The sequence below is a fragment of the Mycolicibacterium parafortuitum genome (genome assembly GCF_002086815.1).
In the GTDB taxonomy this organism is placed as follows: Bacteria; Actinomycetota; Actinomycetes; order Mycobacteriales; family Mycobacteriaceae; genus Mycobacterium; species Mycobacterium parafortuitum.
On the sequence record NZ_MVID01000006.1, the window covers coordinates 96,572 to 112,080 of the forward strand.

Annotated in this window: 17 protein-coding genes; 7 read left to right on the top strand and 10 right to left on the bottom strand. The window is 68.4% G+C overall.

The annotated features are described in order from the left end of the window. Positions 1 to 21: 21 nt before the first annotated feature. On the bottom strand, positions 22 to 237 hold the full coding sequence (locus BST38_RS09750) for a biotin/lipoyl-binding carrier protein (protein ID WP_006245864.1): 216 nt from the start codon (positions 235 to 237) through the stop codon (positions 22 to 24). A 172-nt stretch (positions 238 to 409) separates the two neighbouring features. Between BST38_RS09750 and BST38_RS29875 the strand changes: the two genes are divergently transcribed. Next, positions 410 to 502 carry a 50S ribosomal protein bL37 gene (locus BST38_RS29875; protein ID WP_104863173.1) on the top strand — a complete coding sequence of 31 codons (93 nt, stop codon included), beginning with the start codon at positions 410 to 412 and terminating at the stop codon, positions 500 to 502. A gap of 76 nt (positions 503 to 578) precedes the next feature. Here the strand turns inward: BST38_RS29875 and rsrA are convergent, their stop codons facing one another. Beyond that, positions 579 to 887, bottom strand: coding sequence for a mycothiol system anti-sigma-R factor (rsrA, locus tag BST38_RS09755; RefSeq protein ID WP_083143084.1), 309 nt, complete (start codon positions 885 to 887; stop codon positions 579 to 581). Next, complete coding sequence (locus tag BST38_RS09760; RefSeq protein WP_236644992.1) at positions 884 to 1,540, bottom strand: sigma-70 family RNA polymerase sigma factor; 657 nt, start codon at positions 1,538 to 1,540, stop codon at positions 884 to 886. Before BST38_RS09760 ends, rsrA begins: the two co-directional genes overlap by 4 nt. 253 nt (positions 1,541 to 1,793) lie before the next feature. Between BST38_RS09760 and ybaK the strand changes: the two genes are divergently transcribed. The 3 genes from ybaK to BST38_RS09775 all read left to right on the top strand — a co-directional run bounded on the left by ybaK (position 1,794) and on the right by BST38_RS09775 (position 4,084). Further along, positions 1,794 to 2,285 (top strand): Cys-tRNA(Pro) deacylase, encoded by a 492-nt coding sequence (gene ybaK, locus BST38_RS09765; protein WP_083143086.1) that lies wholly within the window; start codon positions 1,794 to 1,796, stop codon positions 2,283 to 2,285. Positions 2,286 to 2,295: 10 nt separating this feature from the next. Further along, positions 2,296 to 3,141: an SDR family oxidoreductase gene (locus BST38_RS09770; RefSeq protein ID WP_083143201.1), complete on the top strand. Its 846-nt coding sequence runs from the start codon at positions 2,296 to 2,298 to the stop codon at positions 3,139 to 3,141. 166 nt (positions 3,142 to 3,307) lie between these two features. Then, on the top strand, positions 3,308 to 4,084 hold the full coding sequence (locus tag BST38_RS09775) for a class I SAM-dependent methyltransferase (RefSeq protein ID WP_083143087.1): 777 nt from the start codon (positions 3,308 to 3,310) through the stop codon (positions 4,082 to 4,084). A 4-nt stretch (positions 4,085 to 4,088) separates the two neighbouring features. Here BST38_RS09775 and BST38_RS09780 read toward each other — a convergent pair whose 3' ends face one another. Both BST38_RS09780 and BST38_RS09785 read right to left on the bottom strand, forming a co-directional pair. Beyond that, a complete protein-coding gene (locus BST38_RS09780) occupies positions 4,089 to 5,597 on the bottom strand; it encodes a DUF7782 domain-containing protein (protein ID WP_083143088.1) in 1,509 nt (502 codons plus the stop codon). Continuing rightward, positions 5,594 to 6,349: an SOS response-associated peptidase gene (locus BST38_RS09785; protein WP_083143089.1), complete on the bottom strand. Its 756-nt coding sequence runs from the start codon at positions 6,347 to 6,349 to the stop codon at positions 5,594 to 5,596. Before BST38_RS09785 ends, BST38_RS09780 begins: the two co-directional genes overlap by 4 nt. Positions 6,350 to 6,394: 45 nt before the next feature. Here BST38_RS09785 and aroA point away from each other — a divergent pair, with 45 nt between their 5' ends. The 3 genes from aroA to BST38_RS09800 all read left to right on the top strand — a co-directional run bounded on the left by aroA (position 6,395) and on the right by BST38_RS09800 (position 9,661). Then, entirely contained in the window at positions 6,395 to 7,696 is a 1,302-nt protein-coding gene (gene aroA / locus BST38_RS09790) for a 3-phosphoshikimate 1-carboxyvinyltransferase (protein WP_237160721.1), read from the top strand. Next, on the top strand, positions 7,693 to 8,676 hold the full coding sequence (rsgA, locus tag BST38_RS09795) for a ribosome small subunit-dependent GTPase A (protein ID WP_083143091.1): 984 nt from the start codon (positions 7,693 to 7,695) through the stop codon (positions 8,674 to 8,676). The genes aroA and rsgA overlap by 4 nt, the downstream gene beginning before the upstream one ends. Positions 8,677 to 8,815: 139 nt before the next feature. Beyond that, complete coding sequence (locus BST38_RS09800; RefSeq protein ID WP_083143092.1) at positions 8,816 to 9,661, top strand: aldo/keto reductase; 846 nt, start codon at positions 8,816 to 8,818, stop codon at positions 9,659 to 9,661. A gap of 66 nt (positions 9,662 to 9,727) precedes the next feature. Here the strand turns inward: BST38_RS09800 and BST38_RS09805 are convergent, their stop codons facing one another. The 5 genes from BST38_RS09805 to BST38_RS09825 all read right to left on the bottom strand — a co-directional run bounded on the left by BST38_RS09805 (position 9,728) and on the right by BST38_RS09825 (position 15,452). Next, a complete protein-coding gene (locus BST38_RS09805; protein ID WP_083143093.1) occupies positions 9,728 to 10,996 on the bottom strand; it encodes a fatty acid desaturase family protein in 1,269 nt (422 codons plus the stop codon). Positions 10,997 to 11,064: 68 nt separating this feature from the next. Further along, positions 11,065 to 12,216 carry a ferredoxin reductase gene (locus tag BST38_RS09810; RefSeq protein WP_083143094.1) on the bottom strand — a complete coding sequence of 384 codons (1,152 nt, stop codon included), beginning with the start codon at positions 12,214 to 12,216 and terminating at the stop codon, positions 11,065 to 11,067. 98 nt (positions 12,217 to 12,314) lie between these two features. Continuing rightward, positions 12,315 to 12,818, bottom strand: coding sequence for a DUF6912 family protein (locus BST38_RS09815; RefSeq protein ID WP_083143095.1), 504 nt, complete (start codon positions 12,816 to 12,818; stop codon positions 12,315 to 12,317). 35 nt (positions 12,819 to 12,853) lie between these two features. Beyond that, a complete protein-coding gene (gene ppk2 / locus BST38_RS09820) occupies positions 12,854 to 13,687 on the bottom strand; it encodes a polyphosphate kinase 2 (protein WP_237160722.1) in 834 nt (277 codons plus the stop codon). Then, positions 13,680 to 15,452: a BCCT family transporter gene (locus BST38_RS09825; RefSeq protein WP_083143097.1), complete on the bottom strand. Its 1,773-nt coding sequence runs from the start codon at positions 15,450 to 15,452 to the stop codon at positions 13,680 to 13,682. Before BST38_RS09825 ends, ppk2 begins: the two co-directional genes overlap by 8 nt. Between the last annotated feature and the right edge of the window lie 57 nt (positions 15,453 to 15,509).

The following is a 15,509-nucleotide window of genomic DNA, read 5'->3' on the forward strand; positions in this document are numbered from 1 at the left end:
CTGGCGGGAACGACGATGCGGCTAGCTGATGACCGCGATCAGGTCGCCGGCCTGGATCACGTCACCGACCGACACACTGACCTTGCTGACGGTTCCCGCGACCTCGGCGAGGACCGGGATCTCCATCTTCATCGACTCGAGCAGCACCAGGGTGTCGCCTTCACCGATCTGATCGCCTTCGTGAACCACGACCTCGAGCACACTGGCCACGATTTCCGCGCGAACATCCTCGGCCATCTTCACCCCACTCACTCAACTCTGGTGCCGGACGCGTCCATCGAACCACACCGCCGTCGTCGATGTCGCCGCTCACAGCCCGCGCGGGCAAAGGTGTCGGCGGAGCATGCGACAATATCTGACAGGCGCCCGCCGCCCGCGGGACGAATTCACCGACTCTTGGAGGTACACCATGGCCAAGCGTGGCCGTAAGAAGCGCGACCGTAAGCACTCGAAGGCCAACCACGGCAAGCGACCCAACTGCGGTTCGAAGTCCGTTCGCTGACCTCCGGCTGACATCAGCCAACCGCCCGGCACTCAGATGAGTGGCCGGGCGGTTTCGCGTTCCAGGGCAGGCGCGGCTAACCCTGGCGGATGATCGTGGTCTGGCTGATCTGAATACGCAGCCGCTCGCGCAGCCCGTCGGGGGCACGCTCTCCGCTGCACTTGCTGGCGATGAGGTTCTTGATCTTCTCCTCGACGCCGTAATACCGCAGGCAGGCCGGGCATTCGTCGAGGTGCTGCTTGAGTTTGTCGCGGGTCTCCACGGTGCACTCACCGTCGAGCAGCGTCCACACCTCGGCGATCACGGCGGCGCATTCGGGATGTTCCGGGTCGACGGGCCCGACCGGCGGGCTCCAGCGTTCCTCCGGGTTCTCCATGCCGCTCATGACGTGACCTCCTCCGGCTCCTGCCCGCGAATGAAACCACGGTCGCGGGCCACACCGGCCAACAACTCGCGAAGTTGGCGCCTGCCGCGGTGCAGCCGCGACATCACCGTTCCGATCGGGGTGTCCATGATCTCGGCGATCTCCTTGTACGGGAAGCCCTCGACGTCGGCGTAGTACACCGCCATCCTGAATTCCTCCGGCAGCGCCTGCAGGGCTTCCTTGATCTCACTGTCGGGCAGCAGCTCCAGCGCCTCGACCTCCGCCGACCTCAGACCGGTCGACGAATGTTCGGCGTTGGCGGCCAGTTGCCAGTCGGTGATCTCCTCGGTGGGGTACTCGGCAGGCTGGCGCTGCTTCTTGCGGTAGCTGTTGATGTAGGTGTTGGTCAGGATGCGGTACAGCCAGGCCTTCAGGTTGGTCCCCTCGCGGAACGAGCGGAAGCCTGAGTAGGCCTTGACCATCGTCTCCTGCAGCAGGTCCTCGGCGTCGGCAGGATTGCGCGTCATCCGCAACGCGCCGCCGTAGAGCTGGTCGAGCAGCGGAATGGCATCGCGTTCGAACCGGGCGGTCAGCTCCGCATCGGTCTCGTCGCGGGCCGGGACCGCGTCGGCGTCCAGGGTGACCTCAGCAGCCAACCCGTTGGTGTCGGTCATCGTGGGGAACACCGTCCCTTCTGTAGCGGCGCCGCCGATCACATCCAGTACGAGTACCGGACGCGATGGGGCTCTCGTGGCCATCACTGGCACCATCAATCCCCTCTCCAGATCCTAGAGGCTGACACCGACTACCGACGGTGACCGACCCGTGCCGGTCCATCACAGCTGTGCAGAACAACAGCGCAGATGTCGCAGGTTGTTCCCACCGGCGGCCTCGCCGGCCCGCAGCCGGGGAATCTAGGCTGGCGCGGTGGCGAAAGCAGCGACACCGGCGATCGCGGCACTGGTTGCCGCGGGCGTGCCGCACGAGGTGGTGCAGTACCGGCACGATCCCCGCACCGAGTCGTTCGGCGAGGAGGCGGTCAACGAACTCGCCCGCGCCGGCGGGCTGGCGCCCGAACAGATCTTCAAGACGCTGGTCGTCGCGTTACCGAAGGGGCTCGGCGTCGCGGTGTTGCCCGTCCCGTCGAAGCTGTCACTGAAGGCCGCGGCCGCGGCGCTCGGCGCCCCCAAGGCCACGATGGCCGACCCGGCCGACGCGCAGCGCTCGTCGGGCTACGTCGTCGGCGGCATCTCACCGCTCGGACAGCGCAAGGCCCTGCCGACCGTCGTCGACGCATCGGCACTGCGCTGGGACCGGGTGTTGTGCAGCGCGGGCAAGCGCGGATTGGACATCGCGCTGGATCCTCGGGACCTGGTGCGACTGACGAATGGCGTCACCGCCGACATCTGCGCGTCCTAGGGTGGGGCGCATGTCTCTTGCCGGAAAGACCATGTTCATCTCGGGCGCCAGCCGAGGAATCGGGCTGGCCATCGCCAAACGGGTCGCGGCCGACGGGGCCAATATCGCGCTCGTCGCCAAAACCGCCGAGCCGCACCCGAAGCTGCCGGGCACCGTCTACACCGCGGCCAAGGAGATCGAGGAGGTCGGCGGCCAGGCGTTGCCCATCGTCGGGGACGTCCGCGACGGCGAGTCGGTGGCCGCGGCCGTCGCGCAGGCGGTCGAGCAGTTCGGCGGCATCGACATCTGTGTCAACAACGCGTCGGCGATCAATCTCGGGTCGATCGAAGAGGTGCCGCTCAAGCGCTTCGACCTGATGAACGGCATCCAGGTGCGCGGCACCTACGCGGTGTCGCAGGCCTGCATCCCGCACATGAAGGGCCGCGAGAACCCGCACATCCTGACGCTGTCGCCGCCCATCCTGCTGGAATCCAAATGGCTGCGCCCGACTCCGTACATGATGGCCAAGTTCGGGATGACGTTGTGCGCGTTGGGGATCGCCGAGGAGATGAAGGACGCCGGGATCGCGTCGAACACGCTGTGGCCGCGCACCATGGTCGCCACCGCCGCGGTGCAGAACCTCCTCGGCGGCGACGAGTCGATGGCGCGCTCACGCAAGCCCGAGGTGTATTCCGATGCGGCATACGCGATCCTGACCAAACCGTCGAGCTTCACCGGCAACACGCTGCTGTGCGAGGACGTGCTGCTGGAGGCCGGCGTCACCGACCTCTCAGTGTACGACTGCATCCCGGGTTCCGATCTCGGCGTGGACTTCTGGGTCGACTCGGCCAACCCGCCCGGCTACACCGGGCCGTAACCACCGCCGGTTTCGCCGCGAAATATCATTCCGGGCTGCGCGTTCGGCGCGAACCACGACCCGGAATGATATTTCGCTCCGCTCAACCCGCGCGGGGCTCAACCCGCGCGAGGCTCAAGCCGGGCGGAGCGCACCGATGACGTCGCGATCGTGGCACGCTGAGCGGGTGGCTACCCCGACATTCTGGTCCTCCGGCCGTTACGACGCGGTCGGTGAGCGCATCGCCCCGATCGCCGGGCAGGTCGTCGACGCCGCCGCCTCACGACATCCGCTGCGCGACGCCGCGGTGGTCGATCTGGCGTGCGGGACCGGCAGCGCGGCGCTTTCCGCCGCGGCCCGCGGCGCGCAGGTGACCGGTGTCGACCTGACACCCGAACTCCTCGAGATCGCGGCGGGACGCGACGGCGCCTCCTCGGTGCGGTGGCACACCGGCGATGCGTCGGACACCGGCCTGCCCGCCGCGTCCTTCGATGTGGCGGTGTCGAACATGGGCACCGTATTCGTCGACCCCGAAAAGCAGGTCGCCGAGCTGATCCGCCTTCTCAAACCCGGTGGCGTGCTCGCGTTCTCGTCGTGGGTGCGCGACACCCACAATCCCCTGTTCGATCCGGTGATCGCCGTGCTCGGCCCGCCCGCGGCGTCGGCGTTCTCCCCCGATCAGTGGGGCGATGCAGACATCGCCACCGAACGGCTCAGTGCCTTCGACGACGTCGACATCGTGCGGGGCCGGCACCGCTGGGAGTTCGAGTCGATGGCCGCGGCGATGCATTTCCTGACCGCCGAGTCACCGATGCACGTCGAAACGTTCCGGCGCGCCGAACCGCGGCAACGCGACCGTCTCGCAGCCGAATTCGAGCAGGCGATGCGACCGCACCTGGACGCGTCCGGGACCGTCGCGTTCACGTCGTCCTACGCGGTCATCACCGCAGTACTGCGGGGATGACGGGTCACTGCGCCTGGTAGAGGATGCCGCGCCCGATCGCCTCGCGGACCACCGGCATCGCCGCCTCGGCCAGCGCCGCGCTGTCCACCCCGTGGTAGCCGGCCAGCAGGTCGATCAGGGTGCCCAGCGGCACCTCGCCGCGGCAGCCCGCGAACAACGCCCGTGACACCTCGTCGACCCCGATGACCGCGGCGGGCCCGCCCGGACGGCGCACCGCGGCGCCGACGACCTGCCATCCGTCCGGCCCCGGCAGGGACTGTTCCTCCAGGAACACCGGCGCGGTGGACAGCTTGGTGCCCAGCAGCGCGTCGTCGGTCATGTCGTGCAGGTATTCGCGGCGGGCGAAGAACGCGTCGACCTCGGGGCCGGTCAGCGCCTCGTCGGCGCCGGTGATCTCTTCCAGGATGTGCTCGGGTGCGCGGTGCTCGCCTGGGCGCGGCGCCCGCAAAGTGATCATGCCCATGCCGATCCCGGCGATGCCTTCGGCGTCGAACCAGTCCAGCCATTGCCCGCCGCGGCGGGCCGCCCGCTCCGGTGACTCCCCGGCATCGGTGGTCCACAGCGATACGTAGCTGACCGGATCGGCGAACTCGCGTTGCACCACCCAGGCGTGCAACCCGGTATCGGCCAGCCAGCCGCGCACCCGCTGCTGCCAGTTCTCGGGGTCACGCACGATCCAGTTCGCCATGATCTGGGCGGTGCCGCCCGGTGCGAGATGGTCGGCGGCCTGTTCGATCAGCGTCTGACACAGCGCATCTCCGGCCATCCCCGAGTCCCGGTAGATGTAGTCCAGTGCGCCGGTGCCCACCACGAACGGCGGGTTGGACACGATCAGGTCGAAGCGTTCACCGGCGACGGGTTCGAACATGCTGCCGCAGCGCAGATCCCACGACATGCCGTTGAGCCGCGCGGTGGCGGCGGCCAGGGTGAGGGCGCGCGGATTGGTGTCGGTGGCGACGATCTCGTCGCAGTGGGCGTCGAGGTGCAGCGCCTGGATACCGCATCCGGTGCCGAGGTCGAGTGCCCGCGCGACCGGGTTGCGGATGACGGCGTGGGCCAGGGACACCGACGCGCCGCCGATGCCGAGCACATGGTCGCGGCGCAGCGGCCCGGCGCGCATCGCGGCGTCCTGGTCGGAGACGACGAGGAAGTCGCGGGCGCCGTCGCTGGTCGGACGGATGTCCAGCGCAGCACGCATTGCACCGTCGGCGGCCGGCTCGACCACGCCGTTGTCGACCAGCGCGGTGATTGCGGCGGTGGGCAGGGCCTGCGCGACGCGGTCGGCGGGTTCGTCGACGCCGAGCAGGAACAGCCGCACCAGCGTGGCGAGCCGTTGCCGGTCGGCGGTGGCGCGCTCGGTGACGCGCAGCGCCGACCACCACTGGCCGCGGCTGAACGCGGCACCGGCGTCGGCGCCGAGCAGGTCGGCGACGCCGTCGGTGGTGTAGTCGGCGGCGCGCATGTCGGCGGCCAGGGCGTCGACGACGGCGCCGGAGTGCAGTGGGTCGGTCAAAGCAGGGTGCCTTGCTCGGCCTGCGGGGCGGCCGGCTCGATCAGCTCGGGGCCGTTGTTGCGGACGTTGTTGACCAGCGTGGACACCTCGCGGATCTCGATGCGGTCCAGGTCGCCGTGGCCGCGCAGCAGCCCTTCGTCGATCGGCGCGTCCGGGTCCAGCCAGCGGTCCCAGTCGTCGGCGCTGATCGTCAGCGGCATCCGGTCGTGAATGTCGGCGAGTTGCGCCGCCGCGTCGGTGGTGATGATGGTGCAGCTCAGTAGCGGTTTGGCGTCCTTGGGCGCGCCCTTGGGCCGCCACGTCGACCACAGCCCCGCCATGAACAGCGGTTCGCCGTCGCCGGCGTACATGTAGAAGGGCGTTTTGGCGCCCTTCTGACCCTTCCACTCGTACCAGCCGTCCATCGGGACCAGGCACCGCTTCGCCTTCGCCGAGCTGCGGAACGCCGGGGACGACGTGACCTTGTCAGCACGGGCGTTGATCAGCAGCGGACCGCTCTTGGTGTCGGGCCCGCCGTCGTCGGCGGACTTCGCCCACGGCGGCACCAGGCCCCAGCGCATCAGCCGCACCCGCCGGGTCGACTCGTCGTCGGGATCGGTGTGGCGCTTCACCACGGTGGCCACCGTGGTCGTCGGCGCCACGTTGTAGTTCGGTGACGGCGGCCCGGCCTTCTCGGAGGTTGCCTCGTCGATTGCCTTGATCTTCTCCGCCAGCAGTGCCGGATCAGTGGTCACCGCGAATCGCCCGCACATGACCCCATGGTGGCAGAAAGTCCCGACAGGCCAGAATGGACAACCGTGAGCAACTGGCCGGCCCCGTCGACGTCCACCCCCGTCCACGCGACCGTGACCGTGCCCGGTTCGAAATCCCAGACCAACCGTGCGTTGGTGCTGGCCGCGCTGGCCGTCGCCGACGGCCCCTCGACGGTCAGCGGGGCGCTGCGCAGCCGCGACACCGACCTGATGATCGGGGCACTGGAGGCGCTCGGCATCACCGTCGAGGCGTCCGACACCGACGCCACCGAACTGACCATCAGCGGCGCGCTGGCCCCCCGCCCCGACGCCACGATCGACTGCGGCCTGGCCGGCACCGTGCTGCGGTTCGTGCCGCCGGTCGCCGCGCTGAGCGCCGAGACGGTCACCTTCGACGGTGACGAGCAGGCCCGGTCCCGGCCGATCGCCCCGCTGCTGGACGCGCTGCGCGGGCTCGGCGTGGACATCGACGGCGACGGCCTCCCGTTCGTCGTGCGGGGCCGCGGGTCGGTGTGCGGCGGGACGGTCGAGATCGACGCATCGGGATCGTCGCAGTTCGTGTCCGGCCTGCTGCTCTCCGGCGCCGGGTTCACCGACGGGCTGACGATCGTGCACACCGGCGAGTCCGTGCCGTCGGCGCCGCACATCGCGATGACGGTGACGATGCTGCGCGAGGCCGGCGTCGACGTCGACGACAGCACTCCCGCCCGCTGGCAGGTGTCTCCCGGCACGGTCGGGGCGCGGCACTGGGTCATCGAACCCGACCTGTCGAACTCTGTACCGTTCCTGGCCGCCGCCGTGGTCAGCGGCGGCGCGGTGCGCATCACCGGCTGGCCGACGGTCAGCATCCAGCCCGCCGAGACGATCCTGTCGATTCTGTCCAGTCTGGAATGCGAAGTGCACAAAGGCAGTTCGTTCCTCGAAGTGAAGGGCGCGACGACGTACGGCGGCATCGACGTCGACCTGCGCGACGTCGGGGAGCTGGCACCGTCGGTGGCGGCGATGGCCGCACTCGCGGCGCCGGGGTCGGTGTCGCGGCTGCGTGGGATCGCGCATCTGCGCGGGCACGAGACCGACCGGCTGGCCGCGCTGAGCGCCGAGATCAACGGCATCGGCGGGCAGTGCGAGGAGACCGAGGACGGCCTGGTCATCACGGCCCGGCAGATGCACGGCGGAACGTGGAAGTCCTACGCCGACCACCGGATGGCCACCGCCGGCGCGATCATCGGCCTGCGGGTGCCCGGCATCGAGGTCGAGGACATCGGCACCACCGGCAAGACACTGCCCGACTTCCCGAAGATGTGGGCGGACATGCTCGGCGGCCAGACCGACCAGGTCAACGCTTGAGCCGACGCGAGTACGACGAATCCGACGTCCGGGTACGTCCCGGACGGGGTTCGCGGCCGCGTACCAAGACCCGTCCCGAGCACGCCGACGCGGAGCACGCGATGGTGGTGACGGTCGACCGCGGGCGGTGGGGTTGTGTGCTCGGCGGTGACCCGGAGCGGCGGGTGACGGCGATGCGGGCGCGGGAGCTGGGCCGCACCCCGATCGTGGTCGGCGACGAGGTGGATGTCGTCGGCGACCTGTCCGGCCGGACCGACACGCTGGCCCGTATCGTGCGCCGCGGTGAACGCCGAACGGTGTTGCGCCGCACCGCCGATGACACCGATCCGACCGAACGCGTCGTCGTCGCCAACGCCGACCAGCTGCTGATCGTCGTGGCGCTGGCCGACCCTCCCCCGCGCACCGGGCTGGTGGAGCGCGCCCTGATCGCGGCGTACGCCGGCGGGCTGACCCCGATCCTGTGCCTGACCAAGACCGATCTGGCGCCCGCCGAACCGTTCGCCGAGCAGTTCCGCGATCTGGACCTGACGATCACCACGGCCGGCCGCAACGACCCGCTGGAGAACGTCGGCGCACTGCTGGCCGGAAAGGTCACCGCGCTGCTGGGACATTCCGGGGTCGGCAAGTCCACATTGGTGAATCGGCTTGTGCCGCAGGCTGATCGGGCTACCGGCGCGGTGACCGACATCGGCAGGGGCCGCCACACGTCCACCCAGTCGGTGGCGTTGCCGTTACAGTTCGGCGGCTGGGTGATCGACACCCCGGGGATCCGGTCGTTCGGGCTGGCCCACATCGAACCCGACGACGTGGTGATGGCGTTCTCCGACCTCGCCGACGCGATCGACGACTGCCCGCGCGGCTGCGGCCACATGGGCCCGCCCGCCGACCCGGAGTGCGCCCTGGACACGCTGACCGGCGCGGCCGAAAGCCGCGTCCACGCCGCGCGCAGGCTGCTCGCGGCGTTGCGCGAGGGCTCCTGAGCGCCGCGCCCGATGGCATTACGCGGACTCTCAGCTGCCTCGAAAGCGCGCCGCACGCACGCGCGGAACAATGGTCTGCGGCGGGGTTTGCAGTACAGCCCGACAGGGCACGCTGTCCGGGCGAACAAGGAGGAAGAAGTTGACAAACGTTCCATCGATCACGTTGAACGACGGCGCGAGCATCCCGCAGTTGGGGTTCGGCGTCTATCAGGTGCCGCCCGAGGACACCGCCGCCACGGTCCAGCAGGCCCTCGAGGTCGGTTACCGCCACATCGACACCGCCGAGATGTATCAGAACGAGAAGGGTGTCGGTGAGGGCATCCGCAATTCCGGCATCGCCCGCGAGGACGTGTTCGTCACCAGCAAGCTGAACAACGGGTTCCACAAGCCCGACGACGCACGCCGCGCCTTCGACCAGACCCTCAAGGCGCTCGGCTTCGACTACGTCGACCTGTTCCTGATCCACTGGCCGCTGCCGACCCTATACGACGGTGACTACGTCTCGACGTGGAAGGCGTTGGAGGAGTTCAAGAAAGACGGCCGCGCCCGCAGCATCGGGGTGTCGAACTTTCAGGTTCCGCATCTGGAGAAGCTGGCGCAGGAGACCGACACCGTACCCGCGGTGAATCAGATCGAGGTGCATCCGTACTTCGCCAACAACGAGGTCCGCGCGTACGGCAAGGAACACAGCATCGCGACCGAGGCCTGGTCACCGATCGCGCAGGGCAAGGTGCTCGACGACCCGGTGATCACCCGGATCGCGGAGGCCACCGGTAAGTCACCGGCGCAGGTCGTGCTGCGTTGGCACATCCAGCGCGGCGACATCGTCTTCCCGAAATCGGTGACGCTGCAACGGATCAAGGACAACTTCGCGCTGTTCGACTTCGAACTCGGTGACGAGGACGTCGATGCGATCTCGGCGTTGGACAACGGCGAGTCCGGGCGGATCGGACCGAACCCGGACACGTTCGACTACGTCCCGTAACAAAAGAGGTGAGGCTGCGTCGAAGGCCGGAAAGCGGAACCGACCCTCGACGCAGCCTCAGAGCACTTAAGCGGCGAGCTCCTGCCGCTTGACAGCGGCCTTCTTGGAGGCCTTGTGCGCGCGCTTGTCGCGGCGGCGGGCCCGTGCGGCGGCGATCGCCGACCGCAGGCCGGTGCGCTCCGCCGGATCGAGCTCGACGAACATCCGCTCGCTGCGCGTCTCGGGCGCATCGTCGGCGGTGTCCTTCAGGAACCGGTCCGGCAGCGACAGTTTCGCGATCGTGCGCCACGATTTGCCGTACTGCACCAGGAAGTTTCCGGTGGTGTAGGGCAGGTCGTACTTGTCGCAGATCTCGCGGACCCGCAGCGAGATCTCGTGATACCGGTTGCTGGGCAGATCCGGGAACAGGTGATGCTCGATCTGGTAGCACAGGTTGCCACTCATGAACCGCAACACCGGACCGTTGTCGAAGTTGGCGCTGCCGAGCATCTGCCGCAGATACCACTGGCCACGGCTCTCGCCGACCATGTCGGTCTTGGTGAACTTCTCTGCGCCATCAGGGAAGTGGCCACAGAAGATGACCGCGTTGGACCAGATATTGCGGATCACGTTGGCGACCGCGTTGGCCGTCATCGTCGACTTGTAGGTCGCACCGGGCGACAGGGACGTGATCGCGGGGAACGCGACGTAATCCTTGAACACCTGCTGGCCGGCCTTGACACCGAACTCGCGGACCCGGGCCAGCGTCGCGTTGCGATCGTCGCGGCCCTTGAAGATCTTGCCGAGCTCCAGGTGCTGCAGGCCCACGCCCCACTCGAACGCGACGCACAGCAGCGAGTTGAAGAACAGGTTGAGCATGTTCATCGGACGCCAGCGCTGATCGCGCGTCACACGGATGACGCCGTAGCCCACGTCGTCGTCCATGCCGAGGATGTTCGTGTACTTGTGATGCATGAAGTTGTGCGTGAAGCGCCAGTGCTTGGACGCGCCGCTCATGTCCCATTCCCACGACGAGGAATGGATCTCGGGATCGTTCATCCAATCCCACTGGCCGTGCATGACGTTGTGGCCGATCTCCATGTTCTCGATGATCTTGGCCACGCCCAGCGTGGAGGCGCCCGCCCACCAGAACTTGCGCTTCGAGCTGCCCGCCAGCATCAGCCGGCCGGCCACCTCCAGAGCGCGTTGCGCAGCGATGGTGCGCCGGATGTAGCGCGCGTCGCGCGCACCGCGGGAGTCCTCGATGTCCTGGCGGATCGCATCCAGTTCGCGGCCGAGGTTCTCGATGTCGGCCTCGGTCAAATGTGTGAATTCAGGGACGTCGGTAATCGCCAAAGTCAGCCTCCTCTCAAATCCCTACGCTACCGTAACCTACGTACCCGTAGGTTACTACCCAGTAAACCTCAGACGTCGAGAACACAATCTCCCGATGCGGCGGAAACGCAGGTCTGCACGCGGGTGCCCGGATCGTGTTCGACACCGGTGCGCAGATCCCGCACATGCCCCTCTACCAGCCCGACCACACAGGACTGGCAGATGCCCATCCGGCACCCGAACGGCATCTGCACCCCGGCCTGTTCGCCGGCGTCCATCAGCGACGTCGCGGCGTCGGCGGTCGCCGACTTGTCCGAACGCGCGAACGTGACGGTGCCGCCGCGGCCGTGCACGGGAGCCCGGGACACCGCGAAACGCTCCTGATGCAGACGCTCACCGATACCGGCGGCCTTCCAGGTTCGTTCGGCGGACTCCAGCATCGCCTCCGGACCGCAGGCCCAGGTCTGGCGCTCTCGCCAGTCGGGCACCACCTCGTCGAGGCGATCGAGGTCGAGCCGGCCCTCGGTGCGGGTGGCGCGCAGCTGCAGCCGGTAGCCCGGGTGCCGGTCGCCGAGGGCGGCCAGCTCGGAGGCGAACATGACGTCGGCCTCGGTGGGCGCCGAATGCAGGTGCACGACGTGGCCGGGGGGGCCGATCGCGCCGCGGCGTTCCATCGTGCGCAGCATCGACATCACCGGGGTGATGCCCGATCCGGCGGTCAGGAACAGCACCGACTCCGGCACCGGGTTCGGCATGACGAAGTTGCCCTGCGGGGCGGCCAGTCTGACGATGGTGCCCGGCTCGACGCCGCCGACGAGGTGCGTCGACAGGAAGCCCTCGGGCATCGCCTTGACGGTGATGGTGATGGTGCGTGAGCCCTTGCTGGAGACCGGGCTACTGGTCAGCGAGTACGAACGCCACCGCCAGCGCCCCTCCACCAGCAGGCCGATGCCGATGTACTGGCCCGCCTCGTAGTCGAACGAGAAGCCCCAGCCGGGCTTGATGACGAGTGTGGCCGAGTCCTCGGTCTCGCGGCGCACCTCCACGACGCGGCCGCGCAGTTCGCGCGCCGACCACAGCGGGTTGGCCAGCTGCAGGTAGTCGTCGGGCAGCAGCGGGGTGGTGATGCGCCCGGCGATGGTGCGCAGCGCATGCCAGACGGGACGCTCTTTGGCGCCGGCGATGGTGGGCCGAACGGTGTCGGCGACTTTGGCGGTGTTCTTGATTGTGCTCTTGGCCATGGGGCTCCTGCCCGAAGTTACGCGTGCTCTAGGCGAGTACCCGAAGCCGATCGGGACTCAACCTACGCTACCGTAACTTACGGTACCGTATCCAGCCTTCAGAGCAGGTCCAGCAGGAACGGAAACTCCTGCGGCGCGTACCAGGCGAGCTCGTGGTCCTGGGCGTCCCCGACCGTCAGCTCGGCGTCCTCATCCCCCAGATCGGCATCGTCGATCGCGTCGACGGCGGCCTCGACGGCCGACTCGGCGGCCTGGTTGTCGACGTATGCGGCGATCACCGTGCTGAGTGTGATGTCCCCCGCGACACGCACGACGGCGTCGTCGAGGTCGGGCCGCAGCGTGGTGGCCGCATCGGCGACCTCGGCCTCGACCACCACCCGCCGTGGCGGCAGCTCGCCGTCGCTCTCGTGGCCGAGCAGTCGCAGCGACGCCAGCGCGGCCTCGCGCCGGGCGACCTCGGCGAGTTCCTCGTCGTCGCCTTCGGCGTAGCCCTCGCGCAGCGTCGGCGTGACCGCGAACACGGTGCCGTTGGCGGGGCGCAGCGATCCGTCGGCGACCAGGCGCTGCAGCATGGCCAGGGTTGCGGGGGCGTAGACGCGCACGGTTGGAGGGTAGTCGCTATGCGCGGACCCGGCCGTCACCCGTCGACGTCACCGAGCAGCGTCGCGACGTGGTCGTCGACGTAGGTCGACAGGTCCCGCGGGGGCCGCTGGTATTCGCCGGTGCGCACCGGGCGCTTCGGCAGCTTCACCGGGGGATGCCCGACGTCGTGATAGTCGATGGTCGACAGCAGGTGGGCGATCATGTTGATGCGGGCGTGCTTCTTGCTGTCGGACTCGACGACGTACCACGGACTCAGCGCGGTGTCGGTGTGCAGCATCATCTCGTCCTTGGCGCGCGAGTAGTCCTCCCAGCGGTACACCGATTCCAGGTCCATCGGCGAGAGCTTCCAGCGCCGGACGGGGTCGTCGCGCCGGGACTTGAACCGGCGCAACTGTTCCTCCTCGGACACCGAGAACCAGTACTTGCGCAGCAGGATGCCGTCCTCGATCAGCATCTGCTCGAAAAGCGGTGCCTGGCGCAGGAACAACGCGTGCTCGGCGGGGGTGCAGAAGCCCATCACCTTCTCCACACCGGCCCGGTTGTACCAGGACCGGTCGAACAGCACGATCTCCCCCTTGGCCGGCAGGTGGGCGATGTAGCGCTGGAAATACCACTGTCCCCGTTCACGATCCGACGGCGCGGGCAGCGCGGCGATCGTCGCCACCCGCGGGCTGAGGTACTCGGTGATCCGTTTGATCGCCCCGCCCTTGCCCGCGGCGTCGCGGCCCTCGAAGACGACGACGATGCGGGTTCCGGTGGCGCGGACCCATTCCTGCAGCTTCACCAATTCCGTTTGGAGCCGGAACAGTTCGGCCTCGTAGACGTCGTTGGGCAGTTTCGGCTTCTTGCCGGTCTTCTGGTCAGCCACGTGTGGGGTCACCGCCCGCGCTGCGCGGATCCTTCTCCACCGAGATGACGAAGTCGTCGCCGTGCTGGGTGACCCCGGAGATCACCGCGCTGTTGACCGCCTCGGCGGCGTACTTGCGCCGCACCACCAGCGGGTCCCGGCGCAGATCCCTGACCAGGGAGACCGCCAGGCCCACCATCACCAGCACGAACGGCAGCGCGGCGATGATCGTGATGGTCTGCAAGCCGGTCAGTGCGTCCTCGCCACCGACGAGCAGCATCACCGCGGCGACCGCTCCGGTCGCCACACCCCAGAACACCACCGTGCTCCGACTGGGTTTGATGGTGCCCTTCTCCGACAGCGATCCCATCACCACCGACGCGGCGTCGGCGCCGGAGACGAAGAAGATCGCGACCAGCACCATCACCAGCACGCTCGCGATCGTCGCGATCGGGTACTGCTCCAGCAGCGAGAACAGCTGGGCCTCCACCCCGCCCTCCCCGGCGAGGTCGGTGCCGTTCTGCTGCACGTTGATCGCCGAGCCGCCGAACACCGCGAACCAGACCAGCGACACCAGGCTCGGCACCACCAGCACCCCGCCGACGAACTGACGGATGGTGCGCCCGCGCGAGATCCGCGCGATGAACATGCCGACGAACGGTGTCCAGGACACCCACCAGGCCCAGTAGAAGATGGTCCAGGACTGCAGCCACGTGTTGACGTCGGCACCCTCGGCGCCGGTGCGCGCCGACATCATGTTCAGCTCCGCGAAGTAGCTGCCCAGCGTGGTCGGCAGCAGGTTGAGGATGAAAACCGTTGGGCCGACCACGAACACGAACAGGGCCAGCGCCAGCGCCAGCACCATGTTGATGTTCGAAAGCCACTGGATGCCGCGGGCCACCCCGGACACCGCGGACAACACGAAGCACACGGTGAGCACGGTGATGATCACCACCAGGATCGCGTTGCCGGTCTCCCCGATACCGGCGACGATCTGCAGTCCGCTGCGAATCTGCAACGCGCCCAAGCCCAGCGAGGCCGCCGAGCCGAACAGCGTGGCGAAGATCGCCAGCATGTCGATCACCTTGCCCCACGCGCCGTTCGCGCGGGAGCCGATCAGCGGCTCGAACGCCGAGCTGATCAGCTGCAGCCGGCCTTTCCGGTACACGCCGTAGGCGATCGCCAGCCCGACGACGGCGTAGATGGCCCACGGGTGCAGGCTCCAGTGGAACAGCGTGGTCGCCATCGCGTGCTGCACCGCTTCGGGATTGCCTTCGGGTCCGGTGCCCGGCGGCGGTGTGACGAAGTGCGACAACGGTTCGGCGACACCGAAGAACATCAGGCCGATGCCCATGCCCGCGCTGAACATCATCGCCACCCACGAGATCCCGTTGAACTCGGGCGGCTCGTCGTCGCGCCCGAGCGGGATGGTGCCGTATCGGCCGAGGGCCAGGTAGAGCACGAAGACGACGAAGCCGGTGCTGGTGAGCACGAACAACCAGCCGGTGTTGTCCATCACCCAGGTCAGCGCGGAACCCGACGCGCTGGCCAGCGTGTCGGTGCTGACGAACCCCCACACCAGGAACGCGACCGCGATGACGGCGGTGACACCGAACACCACCCAGTCGATGCCCCGCGACTTGGTGATCTCGGACTCCACGACGGGCACGTCGAGCACCGGATGGAGCCTTGGCTCTTCGGCCGTTTCGTCCGGAGCGGCCGACTCGTCTGGAGGGGCCGTCTCGTTCGGCGGGACAGAAGCCTCGTGTTCAGAAATGCCAGCCATCCGACCAATTCGACCCTTGCGGCGTGCCCTCGTCAACTCTCAAAGCAGCCACAACGC